Here is a 12,521-nt window from a genome sequence, read left to right as displayed (position 1 = left end):
TCGTGCCCGAGATTGCGGCATTATTGCTAACGTCGTTTCTTCCGGAGAATTCTCTTACGGGGACGCGATGTTATGCGACGAACTGGCAAAAATAATGGTACGGCCGGTCATCGCAGCCGATCCGGATTGAGGAGCAGGCGGCGGCGTAATCTTCCCGGATGCGCGGACATCTTGTCCGCCCCTTGAACCGGGACGATTGACGAAAAGGGCGAAGCCTCGCGAATTCGCCCTTCGCTTTTCTTTGAGATGTCGAGGTTCAAGGTGCGGACAAGATGTCCGCGCTCCCAGCTACGCCGCCGTGGAGATCGCCTCGATGACATCGTCCACCGCACTCTCCACGCGCTTCCTGTCATCGCCCTCGGCCATCACGCGGATCATCGGCTCGGTGCCGGAGGGGCGGATGACCAGGCGGCCGCTGTCGCCGAGTTGCTTGCGGGCGCCGTCGATGGCGGTGACGACCTTGGGATCATCCAGCACCTTGCCGCCGTGCGTGCGCACACTCTTGAGGATCTGCGGCAGCGGGTCGAAGCGGTGGCAGACTTCGCTCACCGGCTTGTCGGCCTTCTTGAGCACCGCCAGCACCTGCAGCGCGGCGACCAGGCCATCACCGGTGGTGGCGAAGTCGGAAAGGATGATGTGGCCGGACTGCTCGCCGCCGACATTGTAGCCCTGCGCCCGCATGCGTTCGAGCACGTAGCGGTCGCCGACGGCGGTGCGCTCCAGCATCAGGCCGAGGCCGCCGAGATAGCGCTCGAGGCCGAGATTGGACATCACGGTGGCAACGATGCCGGGCTGAGTGAGGCGCCCGTCATCCTGCCAGGCCGAGGCGACCACGGCCATCAGCTGATCGCCATCGACGACATGGCCCTTCTCGTCGACGATCACCACGCGGTCGGCGTCGCCGTCGAGGGCAATGCCGATATCGGCGCGCAATTCGCGCACCTTGCGGAACAGAGCATCCGGTGCGGTGGAGCCGACGTCCTTGTTGATGTTGAAACCATCAGGCTCGACGCCGATCGGGATTACGTCGGCGCCAAGCTCCCACAGCGCCTCGGGGGCGACCTTGTAGGCGGCGCCGTTGGCGCAGTCGACCACGACGCGCAGCCCGTTGAAGCGCATCTGGCGGGGGAGGGTGCGCTTGGCGAATTCGATATAGCGGGCACGCACGTCGTCGATGCGGCGGGCGCCGCCGAGATCGCGCGAGCCGGCGAGCCTGGCGGAAAGATCGGTGTCGATCAGGGCCTCGATCGAGCGTTCGGTCTCGTCCGAGAGCTTGAAGCCGTCGGGGCCGAACAGCTTGATGCCGTTGTCGTCATAGGCGTTGTGGGAGGCGGAGATCATCACGCCGATGTCACAGCGCAGCGAATTGGTGAGCATGGCGACGGCCGGCGTCGGCATCGGGCCGAGCAGCATCACGTCGACGCCGACGGCAGTGAAGCCGGCGACCAGGGCATTCTCGATCATATAGCCGGAGAGGCGGGTATCCTTGCCGATGACGACGCGATGGCGATGCTCGCCGCGCTGGAAGGCGAGGCCGGTGGCCATGCCGACCTTCATGGCGAGTTCAGGCGTGATGAAACTGTTGGCTCGGCCACGGATACCGTCCGTGCCGAAATATTTGCGACTCATCGATCAACCTCGAGGTTTCCTGAACCAATTATGCCAATAGATCGCACACTCGCTTGATCCGTCCTACGATCTTGCGCTCGCCTTGCCCTTGCTTGTTGAACAGCTCTACATCGCGGAATTTCTGCGTTAAAGATTTGTTTTTCGCCCGCATTGAAATCCACTCCCCGATAGATCATGAACAAATTAGCACGCAGCACCAGTCTATATTTGGAGTGCACTTGTAGTTCATGAGAAGAGTCAATTCTGGAAGTATACAGCCATTTGGCGCTCTTTGCGTACGTCCTCGCTGACAACAATATACAAAAGTATTAGGGGACAAGCCCTCCTTAAGCTCGGCGTTCTTCGAAATTGGGTCGTCGACTCAGGCAAATCTAGTCCTCGTATCCTCAAACGAGTCCCCCCATGCCAATAAACTCTGAGCCATTCATTGAAATAAGGGTCTGAATATCGAACTCAACTTCTTTGGGACGAGACTATCGCTACCCTCCAACCCACGAGTTCAACCATTTTGCGTCGTGGGAGTATGCATCACGAGACCTATGTCATGCTTTCCAGCGGAGGCGGAACGTTAGGTCTGTACCAGGAGGTGCTCACATTTGAGGCCGACAAGTTCACTTGCGGGTGCTCTTCCTTAAATGCCGTCGGCGCAATTTTGGTGGACGTTTGGACGACTGTCTCATCCATGAGATCGAGCACCACAATCGCCTTGCGGAAGATGAGCCTTCTATTTTCGAAGACGCGATATTCAATGACCATCGCCACGGTCCTCAGTCGGTGCTTTTGATGACCAGAGTTCCAAATAAGGACCGGCCCACCTTCTATCTCGCCATAGGTGTGTGATTCAGCGCCGAAGTTTGACCCCGTGGCAAATAATCAGAGGTTCTTGAGGCATAATGGACCGACCAAGCAAGGCTGGGTCGACCTTCCGTCAAGATTGGCACCCGCGGAGCTCGTTCCCTTTGGAGGGAAGCTGCCGGCACCCCTACTAAGCAGCGAGCCTGGGAATATGCCGCTCGACCAATCGCAAGAATCGGGTGTTGCGAGCCCCCGCAACCAACGATCCTTGCAAAACCCCCGCCCCTGAAAAGGCGGGGGTTTTTGCGTTTGGGCGCTGGGCTACGACCGCCTTGCTCGCTGGACCAAGCAGGCGGTCGAGGGCCTCGAACTCCTGCAGCGCGGCCGGGTTCTGCTTGGCCGTGGCCAGGCGCAGCATGGCGGCGAGATCGCCGCGCAGCACGATGGCGAGCGTGCCCGCCTCCGGGACCAGGGTGATGCTCTCGACCAGGGGGCGCAGGATCGCCGCTGCTTCAGCGATGACGGATTGGTCCTGCAGGCTCTCATGCAGAGCGGCGATGCGCTGGCGATAGAGGTGCGCCATGTTCGGATGAAGCAGGGGTGGCGGGTCCTCGGTCGTCGTCAACAAGCTGGTCAACTCGGCCTTGCGCTGCTCCAGGGCAGCGATCCTGTCTTGAGGTTGGCTGGAGGTTGCCCGGATGCCAATTTAGAGTCCCCTCTTGGAGATCCGTAACCCCCCGCCTTAAGGCGGCAGGGATGAGATGCTAACGTGGGAGCATGCGCGATCCTAAGAGTGGAAGTCACACGGTATGGGACTGCAAATACCACGTGGTGTGGGTAACGAAGTATCGTTACCCGATCCTAGGGGGTGATGTTGGGCAGCGCTGTCGTGAGCTGCTGCGCGAGATATCGCGCGGCCATGAGATGACGATCTCTGCCGGGGCTATCAACCGCGACCATGTTCACATGCTGATCGGCATTCCGGCGCAACTATCGGTGTCGCGAGCAGTGCAGTTCCTCAAGGGCAAGAGTTCGCACAAGCTGCTGTCAGAGTTTGCCGGCCTGCGGCGGCGCTACTGGGGGCAGCATCTTTGGGGCAGAGGGTACTGGGTTGCATCGAGCGGCAACGTCACAGACGAAGTCTGGAAGCGTTATATCGAGGATCAGCAGCCAGCAACTCCGGACGATGACTTTGAGGTGCTGTAGTCGACAACTGTCGACGAGATGGCTTCAGACATCAAATCATGAAGCCACCGGCTTTAGCCGGTGGAGCATTCACGCCGGGAGGAAAGTCTGTAGCGCCTATTTATGAAGTGACCTAACATCCTGACAGGAGTCGTCGAACTTCAAGCATGTCAATTTCCCTCGTCCTGTTCGACATGAATGACGTGCTCTGCCGCTATGACAGAGCCACGCGGATCGCAGGGCTTTCAGCAATTGCGGGCCGAGAGCCTGAGGTCATCAAAGCAGCGATCTGGGACTCGGGATATGAGGACAGTGCCGACATCGGGGCAATGGGGGCGGACGACTATCTCAGCGGTTTCGGCGAGCGCATCGGGTACCCCCTAACGCTCAACGATTGGGTGGGGCCGCTCCGGGGATCTATGACGCCGCTGCCGGCAGCGCTTGCCCTTGCACAGCAAGTGGGCCGAACCGTTCGAATAGCCGCGCTGACGAACAATAATTTCCTGGTTGCGCGGGAGATCGGCGCCATCTTTCCAACCATGCCGCTGATCTTCGGCAGTGCCTTTAATGTCTCGGCGGAATTTGGGTCGCGAAAACCAGATCCTGAGGTCTATCGCCGATGCATCGCGCGGCACGATGTGCAGCCTGCGGCAACCCTATTCATCGACGACAATGCTGCGAACGTCGCTGGCGCAGAGGCGGCGGGATTGCTGGCGTATCGGCACACCTCGGTCGAGGCCCTGGCTGGTCTGCTGCGGCAACATGGGCTTCTGCCTGGGACACGGTCAACTTAGGTGGCTGGCGGCCCACTCTTGCAATTTCTTGTCGAATCTTCGCCTCAATGCGATCTAAAATGCCGAAATGAGGCGGCCTATGCCAAATGAAGTTGCCAAATTTCTTACTGGGACTGGTTAAGTTGACAATGCCCGAGGACGGATTGCTGGACCGATCCCGCCGCCCGCTGAAACCAATCCATCCATCAGAGCCAATGCCTCAACAGCCGCAACGAGTAGGGCTTTGAGATAGTGCGCAGAGTGCTGGGTCTGTCAGGCCAAATTGCCGAAGCTGGCAGGGAGGGTATTGAGCGCATCGCTCGACGACCGCCACTTTGTTAGAATGGTCTGGGAGGCTCAGGCTTCTCCGCGTTTTTTATCAACGACGCCCTCAGTATAGGGTGAGTGTCTGACGAGAAGGGTAAAAACTTGAGCGACGCGTCGCTGCGCTGCTCTTGAACCGCACGATTCAGATGGATGATTTTGTAAAGCACACCCGAGTGAGTGTACCCGTCTCGGGGGGCAGATTCGACGATCCCGTCAGAAACCATGAGCTTGCCTAAGCCAATATAATAGTCCTCGAAAGCTTTTATCATACGTTTGGTCTGCGGGCCGAAATAGCCGTCGATCTTGATCGATGCGCTGTTTTCGACGGGGCCGAGCGCCGGCGTGAATCTCGTGAAATTGGCGAGCTTCATGAGAGTCTGCACCAACAACACGTCATCGCGATTATTTGGCATACCCAGCCCAACAGGGTAGCTTACATTGTAGACCTGCTGCATTCCCGTCAGATTGATCTTCATCGTATAAGCCATGGACTGTTGCTCCGTCGCGATCAGATGCATATTGTTGCCGAAAGCGACGGAACGAGCCACGCGTCCGCCGGCAAGAAGCAGTCGGCGCAGCCTTTGCGATCCTGCTTGGCACGTCTGGATCAATCGAGTTCGGCGCCTGCTAAGTCGTCATATCTCCCTCGCTAAGCTAGGCGACGAGCTCCGACTGTAGGAGATGGAGGGGCCACGAACTAGCGGCCACGATGATCTGTTTGGTACTCATTTTGATCTCATTCAGGGAGAAAGCAGCATGGATGTCATAATTGAGCGCGACAGATATCCCGGATCCTTCAACCCGCCAGCAGCGGAGCCAAGACGCGGGATTATCGGTGAGTCTGCGACCACCCCGTGATGCTTCATCTAGCGAAATGAAGCTTTCACCTTAACATTTCCTCGGCAGCCGGCGTCGTTGGAATTTGGATGCGCCTGTAGAGCTCTGTCACCCAGTCTACAAATACCTGCACCTTGGTGCTGAGTTGGCGGCTTGGCGCATAAGAGATGTAGACGTCCAGGGGCGCAGGCGCCACGGCCGGCCTGAGCGCATTGTCATTGATGGCAGCCAGACAAACCGGGAGGCCATCATTGCCTGTGACAGCGAGAGCCGGTTGCTGGACCGATCCTGCCGCCCGCTGAAACCAATTCGTATCCGCCGGAGCCAATACCTCAACAACCGGATCGAGCAGGATCATCGGCGCATCAAAGGCCGAATTGGACCCATGCTCGGGTTCAAATCACCCGCCTGCGCAGAAACGATCCTGTCCGGCATCGAGATGGTCCATATGATGCGCAAACGGCAGGCGAGGTACGCCTATAATCCGGCGCCGTCGTTGGCCGAGCAGTTTAAGATCCTAGCCGCATGAACATCGGTTCCTTGGCCCTTTCGCGGCGCTACTCCACGGTTGCGACAGAACCACTCTGCAAGACCGCGCACCGAAATCCCAAACCTCCGAACACCTCCATCATCACAGGGCACAGCGAACGTTCCCAGTTATCCTGACAACACCCACCCGCAACTGGAAACGATGGCGGGCGTTGCTGCGACCAACGGGATATAAGGCTGTCTGTGGCAGCAAGCCTGGTTGAGGAAAGCCCGTCCGTAATGAAGCCAATGACCGAAGAGCATCTCGCGGTCCTACGCAGGCACATGGTCGAGATGATTGCAATCCATACCGACCTTGCAAGCGAAGAACTTGGCAAGGCGGCGCTCGATGCGCGGGTAATGGCGGCGATGAGGCGGATGCCGCGGCATCTCTTCGTCCCAGCATTGGTTGCGCCTTATGCCTACCAGGACATGCCGCTGCCGATCGGCTTTGATAAAACCGTCTCGCAGCCCTTCATCGTTGCGCTCATGACCGATCTCCTTGCACCGCAACCGCACGAGGCGGTACTCGAGATCGGCACCGGCCTGGGCTACCAAACCGCAATTCTCGCGGAGCTCGCCGGGCAAGTTTGGAGCGTCGAAATCATCGAGGAATTCGCAAGCCGTGCGGAGGCTCTCCTGCAGGGCCTCGGCTTATCCAATGTCGGCATTCGTGTCGGAGACGGGTCTCGCGGCTGGGCCGAGCACGCCCCATTCGACAAGATCCTGGTCACGGCGGCGGCTGAGCAGACACCGCCGGCTTTACTGAAGCAACTCAAGCCGGGGGGACGCCTGGTTCTGCCTTTGGGATCTGAAGAAGCACAGTTTCTGACTGTCATCGGCAAGGATGAGGCAGGGCAACTCGAGACTCGGCAGCTCATCCCAGTTCGGTTCAGCCGGCTCGAAACGGCCTAATACAGGAGTATGAGGATTTGTAGGGCGGTTTGGACGGCGTTGTCACATTAACTTTGGCGTGGCGGCAGATGAGGTAGAGGCCTTGGCATGAGCCAGCCCGCTGTCAGCTACAAGCGCCATCGGTTTCCGCCAACGGTCATCGCCCATGCGGTTTGGCCTTCTTGCACTTGCGGGAACCAGCCTGCAGTTGCGCTGACAGCGCCTGCGCCGCTGTTGTTTGAAGGACAGGGGCAGGCTGTCGGTTTGGCTCGAAGTGACCAGGCCGCCTGAACTTTGATAGCCGGGGCATTCCACCCAGTAAATCGGTCAATCAGCTAGCTGCGGCTGCGTTGCAGAGAAACCAAATTCCTCAACTGTCGTTTTCCGCTTTCAGGAGGGCGCGGACAGTGATCAATGTCACCGCTGCTCTCCTAAGGTTCGACTCAAACCGTTACTGCGGCCTTGGAGCTGCTGATGGCTGACCCAACCATTCGAAAGGGGCGGACGTGCGCCTCGTGATTGGATCTGACCATGCGGGCTTCGTCCTTAAGCCAACGATCATCGACCATATAAGGATTCTTGACCACACGGTCATTGACGTCGGCTCGTCTGATGAGCAGCCAGCTGATTTTCCCGACATCGGTCGCAGGATCGCTCAGGCGATCAACTTCGGACACGCAGATCGTGGTCTTATGCGTGGGCAGGTTGCGATGACACATGCGCTTTCGCTCGCCCTGTCAGAGCAAATTGCCGAAGGTGGCGGCGTGGGGTAGGGAGCGAGGATGGCGCGCCCCAAACTCAATCCGTTTCGCTATTTCAATTCGTCGCCAGAGGTCATCCGCTTCGCGGTAATGATGTACGTGCGCTACCCGTTGTCATGGAGGAATGTGGAGGACCTGCTGCATGAACGGGGCATCGACATCTGCCATGACACCGTGAGATTTTGGTGGAACCGCTTTGGTCCGTTGTTCGCTGGCGAAATCCGCAAAAGGCGGGTGAGGGCTGGAAATTTCAGCCGCTGGCGCTGGCACGTCGATGAGGTTTTCGTGAAGGTCAACGGTAAGCCCCACTATCTCTGGCGGGCCGTCGATCACGAAGGCGAGGTCTTGGCGTTCTGCGTCAGCAAGACGCGGGACAAGGCCGTCGCCTTGAAATTCCTCAAGAAAGCCATGAAGCGCTACGGCCGCCTCGAGATCATCGTCACCGACGGGTTGCACTCCTATGGTGCGGCCATGCGGGAGATCGGCAACCTCGAACGCCGCGAAATCGGTCGCTGGGGGAACAATCGGGTCGAGAATTCCCACCAACCCTTTCGACGACGAGAGGCGGCGATGCTCCAATTCCGCAGGACGACGACGCTTCAGAAATTCGTCGTCGTCCACAGTCAGATCCACAACCACTTTAATTCGGAGCGCCACCTCGTCAGCCGACAAATATACAAACAGAGACGCTCGGTCGCCTTGGCCGAGTGGCGGGGCGTCGCGGGCTAACCAAGGTTCAGATGGGCCTTCGTGCACCTGGCGGGGACAACTTAGGGTTAGTCTGACAACAACGCGAAACATGCAGTCAGCAGGTTCGGAGCAGTCGAGTATCGCCATGGTCGAATTCTCCAGTGACATCCCATACCAAGCCGAGAAGAGACGTCCGAAACGAGGGGGAATCGAGCCCCGGCAAGGACGGCCGGCGTGATGAGGATCTAATCGCCGAGATCTCAACCGAGGATGCCTGGAGTTCAAAAAGAGCCATCTTCGAACGCCAGATTGAAAGCGCAAAGGAACCATGACCCACTTCTCAACCATGAACGCGTGCTCGAACGGAAGGGCAGGGTGCGGTGAGAGCGGGCTGACTGAGATGTGCAGGCAAAGCGGGCGTCCCTAGGGGCCAGGTCGAGGCGGCGTGACGCCGCCAGGACCGCGGAAATCCTGAAATACGCAGTTGTCTGCGAAATTCGCCAACTCGCTGTAAAAACGCACGAGATGGGCCGCATCGGTGGAAAACCACCCGGCAAGCCACTGGTGATAGGCATCCCCCGCGTCCTCGGGCGGTGCCTTGCCCCGGAGGACGGCGGCGATCAGATGGCCGGCGGCCATGCCGGTCATGACCGCCTTCAGGACGCCATGCGACGAAGTCGGATCGAGCGACGCCGCGGCATCGCCCACCATAAACCAACCTGGGCCCGCGGCCTTCGCGGCCATGCGCCAGGTCACGTCCGCCCCGCGGCTGCGTCCCCGCGGTGTCAAGCCAAGGAGATGCGGAGGAACCCAGTCGGACGGCGGCGGACCGCCGAACGAAACTCTTGTCCATTGGTAGAGCCTCGGGCGAACGCGCGCGGTCCATGTCCAGCCGGACGCGTCCCCGACAAGCGAGGGCGCATCGTCATAGGCCGGGCACGAACCTTCCCCATAGCCGTAGCGCGCGATCAGGCGGGGCGACCGCGGCGGGCTGGACACGTCGAGGGCACGACCGAGCCAGCGCGCAGCTCCGGAGGCATCAACCACCATTCGCGCCGATATCGGCCCCGCCGCCGTCTCGATACCCTCGACTATTCCCTCGCTCATCAGAACGCCAGCGGCGGCACAGGGTTGGTGAACCTCGACCCCAGTCTCCCCGGCACGCGTCAGAAGGAGGGCATCGAAATCAGCGCGCCAGAACTGAGACCCGTGCCAAGGCCCGCCCGCATCGCCGCCGAAGGCTTCGAAACGGCGCGGTCCGCCCCACTCGATCCAGATGCCCGGATGGCGGGCCCCTGTCACGCCGGCCAGGCGATCCGCGACGCCGAGCTGGTGCAGCAACGGTTCGATACCTGGATGCATCGTTTCCCCTGGCCGGTCACGGCCAGGTCGTTCGCGCTCGCACAGGATGGTGCGAAGCCCGCGCGTCGCGCAGGCGATCGCGGCGGCGCTGCCGGCCGGGCCGCCGCCGACGACCACTACGTCGGCATCGAGCGATCGACTTGCCATGACTTGCCATCGCGCTTGATCAACGCCGTATTGCCGGAAACGTATGCGAACGCCTGCTCCAGCATGTCGATATAGACGACACGCATGTTGTCCGGGTCATGTGTGAGCTCGCCCCAGCGATAGACGTGGAAGAAATAGCGCCTTGGTCCCAACAGCTTGGCGCCCGCCGCCTGCTCAGCCGCGACGAGACCTGAATCATCGGCCAGCACGACCTTGAACGATACGACGGCCCACGCTGCCTTTTGCTGCACCACCTTGTAGGTCGGCGTGATATCCGGATCGTGGATGCCGAGCCCCCAATAGACGGCCTCCATCGCAAGGATGCGCGCAACATACTCCTCCGTGTCGATGCGCGACGTCAGCGCTGCCGTCATGGTACCGACCAGGTCGATATAGTCCACGCGGGTGGCATCCGTATAGGCTACGACAGGGCGATCCTTGAACGTCGTCGCACTTGGCCCACGCACGCCGTCCCAGGACATGAACGCAACCTCGCGTCCATCGACCGTTGTCGGGCGCGGACCGTGTATGCCGTCGCGCGGCACGAACTGGTCGTCCGCAATGGGGGCGCTCCCAATCTCTTCGTCCGTGAGCGGCGCGATGGTCGGATAGGGGTAGACCGCCCCGCCGATCATTTTGTCCGGCTGATACTGACGGGTGGAATCCGGCGCCACACCGGGCCAATAGGCCCCGAGTGCGGCGCAGAGCTTCGCATCCTCGATGAAGGGAGATCCCAGCCCATAGCCTGCCAGGAACTTCTGCAGCGGCAGCTCCGGCCCCTGGTAGTAAATGCCCTGGCTGGTCTCCCAGCCGGGATCAAACATGCCGATGGCACCGTCCGGCATACCGGCCTTCTCGATACTCCATGGGCCATTAGGCGTCTGCACAGGCCCATCATCGGAGACCGGATGCGATACGATGGCGGTGATGGTGGTGTCCGTGAGGCTGAAACCCGCTGGCAGGGCGATATTGCCGGCGATGCGCGTTTGCGACAAGGCCAGTGGATCGATGGCCCAGATCGCGTCCCGGATTGGCTTGGGAACCTTGTCGCGCGACCACGCCATCAGTTCTCGCTGTGTCACCTTTGGGAAAAAGTCCGGCAATCCGACCATGCAATAGGCGGGCAGATTGTCCTCGACGACGCTCTTGAGTTGAGGGCAGTGCGCGGCGATCCAACCATCGCCGGCGCCGTCGATATAGTGGAGGGCCTGATAGCCTCCCGTGCTCATGATCTCGTTCATTTCGGGGCGCAAATTCAGGTCATCGATCTCCCCGTTCGGCAGCACGCGATGGCGGATATTGATGTATTCGGGCGCAGCGCGTTGCGTCGTCTGGGCGGCGTCGTACATATAGCGCGGCTCGATGGTGGGTTCGGCACCCGGCAGGATCTGCATCGACGAAAGCTGCATGTTTGCTCGGTCCGACGTATAGCTCCCGTCGACGGGAAAGGTGAGCGGGCGTCCTTCGTATTGGGCCGGCGTTGCCATAGGCGAAGGGCGCGGCTCCAGCACGCCGTGGCCGAAGTCGGGCTGCTGCGAGATCGATCCGATGAACTCGTCCCTAATGGTGAAGGGGAACTGTTCCAGAACTTCTCCAGACCAATTGTTCTTGAGGCCCTGATTATCAAGGAAACGGTGGAACTGGGCCAGCTCGTCGTTGCGCAGTCCGCGCTCCAGGCCGACCTGAAGATTGAGGCCCGCGATACATTCGGTTCCGTTGAAGAGCTTGTGAACCGGCATCCAGAAATTCAGTTTGTCGTCGCCGGACAACGGATCCTGAGGTCCGAACGCGCCTGGGCCTTTGAACTGTGCGGCGAGATAGACCGCGAAACGACGCGGCACGACCCGAAAATCGAAGGGACGTGCCGGATCCAACCCCACAAAATTACGCGCACGTCCGTCGTAGAGGGGCTCGATCGTCCCAAGCCTGGCAACGCCCGATCGAGCAAAGCACAGTTCGGCATGACGACCATGCACAGACATCGGCGCATTGCGATATTGCAGGGCGTACACCACGAGCCCGAGTTTTCGATGCTTCGTACCCCCTAGAAGCAAGGGTGACATTGCGTCGACACGGGCTTGCAGTTCACCCATGGTGGGCGGCTCGACGCCATAGATGTAACTTTCGATCGCGTCTATTTCCGCGAGGGTCGGGAAGCCGCCGAGCTCCGTCCCGTTCCTGTCTGCCACCACCGTCGGCGAGGCGAACGCGTGGTAGAGCAGGCTCAGGTCCGGACTGCCTGGCTCGATCGCCCGCGTGGCTGAGTTTGCAAAGTCGCCAAAGCCCGGATAGCCGCGATCGATATGGCCGAGGGACTTGCCCAGTTCACTCCGCAGGTCCGTCGCCGAAATGTCGAGAGTACCGCCTGTGAGGTCCAGCAACATCTGCCGCCATCCGAGCGGTGCCAGACGCCGACATGCCTCGGAGACCCCGTCGAGCAGGGGGCGAGTGTCTGCTGCGAAGGCGCCGAGCTCCGGCCCCAAAGCAAAAGCGCCGATGCTTAGCGCGGTGTATTTCAGAAATGCCCTGCGAGTTGTCATAAGATTTCCCCCGGATTTTTTTATCGATACTAGCTAGCATCCTGCGAAAAGCG

The 12,521-nt window shown here is 60.1% G+C and carries 11 protein-coding genes and 1 pseudogene; 6 read left to right on the top strand and 6 right to left on the bottom strand.

Translation table 11 applies throughout. The features are described from left to right. Nucleotides 1–288: 288 nt before the first annotated feature. The 3 genes from glmM to QQL24_RS04295 form a co-directional block, all read right to left on the bottom strand. Complete coding sequence (gene glmM, locus QQL24_RS04305; protein ID WP_284310671.1) at nt 289–1,629, bottom strand: phosphoglucosamine mutase; 1,341 nt, start codon at nt 1,627–1,629, stop codon at nt 289–291. 537 nt (nt 1,630–2,166) lie between these two features. Beyond that, on the bottom strand, nt 2,167–2,385 hold the full coding sequence (locus QQL24_RS04300; RefSeq protein WP_284310670.1) for a hypothetical protein: 219 nt from the start codon (nt 2,383–2,385) through the stop codon (nt 2,167–2,169). Nucleotides 2,386–2,614: 229 nt separating this feature from the next. Further along, nucleotides 2,615–3,052 (bottom strand): hypothetical protein, encoded by a 438-nt coding sequence (locus QQL24_RS04295; protein WP_284310669.1) that lies wholly within the window; start codon nt 3,050–3,052, stop codon nt 2,615–2,617. 149 nt (nt 3,053–3,201) lie between these two features. Here QQL24_RS04295 and tnpA point away from each other — a divergent pair, with 149 nt between their 5' ends. Both tnpA and QQL24_RS04285 read left to right on the top strand, forming a co-directional pair. Beyond that, nucleotides 3,202–3,630, top strand: coding sequence for an IS200/IS605 family transposase (tnpA, locus tag QQL24_RS04290; protein WP_284310668.1), 429 nt, complete (start codon nt 3,202–3,204; stop codon nt 3,628–3,630). A gap of 146 nt (nt 3,631–3,776) precedes the next feature. Beyond that, a complete protein-coding gene (locus QQL24_RS04285) occupies nt 3,777–4,403 on the top strand; it encodes an HAD-IA family hydrolase (protein WP_284310667.1) in 627 nt (208 codons plus the stop codon). A gap of 317 nt (nt 4,404–4,720) precedes the next feature. On the opposite strand, the gene QQL24_RS04280 is transcribed toward QQL24_RS04285, so the two are convergent. Continuing rightward, nucleotides 4,721–5,257: a peptidoglycan-binding domain-containing protein gene (locus QQL24_RS04280; RefSeq protein WP_284310666.1), complete on the bottom strand. Its 537-nt coding sequence runs from the start codon at nt 5,255–5,257 to the stop codon at nt 4,721–4,723. 479 nt (nt 5,258–5,736) lie between these two features. Here QQL24_RS04280 and QQL24_RS04275 point away from each other — a divergent pair. The 4 genes and pseudogenes from QQL24_RS04275 to QQL24_RS04260 form a co-directional block, all read left to right on the top strand. Then, nucleotides 5,737–6,075 (top strand): annotated as a pseudogene (locus QQL24_RS04275) (DDE-type integrase/transposase/recombinase); the annotation flags it as partial. Nucleotides 6,076–6,314: 239 nt separating this feature from the next. After that, nucleotides 6,315–6,989: a protein-L-isoaspartate(D-aspartate) O-methyltransferase gene (locus tag QQL24_RS04270; protein ID WP_284310665.1), complete on the top strand. Its 675-nt coding sequence runs from the start codon at nt 6,315–6,317 to the stop codon at nt 6,987–6,989. Nucleotides 6,990–7,474: 485 nt separating this feature from the next. Beyond that, entirely contained in the window at nt 7,475–7,741 is a 267-nt protein-coding gene (locus tag QQL24_RS04265; RefSeq protein WP_284310664.1) for an RpiB/LacA/LacB family sugar-phosphate isomerase, read from the top strand. A gap of 9 nt (nt 7,742–7,750) precedes the next feature. Beyond that, nucleotides 7,751–8,458, top strand: coding sequence for an IS6 family transposase (locus QQL24_RS04260; RefSeq protein ID WP_284310663.1), 708 nt, complete (start codon nt 7,751–7,753; stop codon nt 8,456–8,458). A 384-nt stretch (nt 8,459–8,842) separates the two neighbouring features. Here QQL24_RS04260 and QQL24_RS04255 read toward each other — a convergent pair whose 3' ends face one another. Together QQL24_RS04255 and QQL24_RS04250 are read right to left on the bottom strand one after the other, a co-directional pair. After that, on the bottom strand, nt 8,843–9,928 hold the full coding sequence (locus QQL24_RS04255; protein WP_284310662.1) for an NAD(P)/FAD-dependent oxidoreductase: 1,086 nt from the start codon (nt 9,926–9,928) through the stop codon (nt 8,843–8,845). Further along, nucleotides 9,898–12,468, bottom strand: coding sequence for a hypothetical protein (locus QQL24_RS04250; RefSeq protein ID WP_284310661.1), 2,571 nt, complete (start codon nt 12,466–12,468; stop codon nt 9,898–9,900). The genes QQL24_RS04255 and QQL24_RS04250 overlap by 31 nt, the downstream gene beginning before the upstream one ends. Between the last annotated feature and the right edge of the window lie 53 nt (nt 12,469–12,521).

It is taken from the genome of Labrys miyagiensis (assembly GCF_030160835.1).
Lineage (GTDB): Bacteria > Pseudomonadota > Alphaproteobacteria > Rhizobiales > Labraceae > Labrys > Labrys miyagiensis.
The sequence above is the reverse complement of the archived record's forward strand: the minus strand, read 5'-3'. Positions and strand labels throughout refer to the sequence as shown.

Coding starts and splice junctions, on each gene's coding strand:
- glmM (WP_284310671.1), bottom strand. CDS start 1,629: ATGAGTCGCAAATATTTCGGCACGGACGGTATCCGTGGCCGAGCCAAC.
- QQL24_RS04300 (WP_284310670.1), bottom strand. CDS start 2,385: ATGGTCATTGAATATCGCGTCTTCGAAAATAGAAGGCTCATCTTCCGC.
- tnpA (WP_284310668.1), top strand. CDS start 3,202: ATGCGCGATCCTAAGAGTGGAAGTCACACGGTATGGGACTGCAAATAC.
- QQL24_RS04285 (WP_284310667.1), top strand. CDS start 3,777: ATGTCAATTTCCCTCGTCCTGTTCGACATGAATGACGTGCTCTGCCGC.
- QQL24_RS04270 (WP_284310665.1), top strand. CDS start 6,315: ATGAAGCCAATGACCGAAGAGCATCTCGCGGTCCTACGCAGGCACATG.
- QQL24_RS04260 (WP_284310663.1), top strand. CDS start 7,751: ATGGCGCGCCCCAAACTCAATCCGTTTCGCTATTTCAATTCGTCGCCA.
- QQL24_RS04255 (WP_284310662.1), bottom strand. CDS start 9,928: ATGGCAAGTCGATCGCTCGATGCCGACGTAGTGGTCGTCGGCGGCGGC.
- QQL24_RS04250 (WP_284310661.1), bottom strand. CDS start 12,468: ATGACAACTCGCAGGGCATTTCTGAAATACACCGCGCTAAGCATCGGC.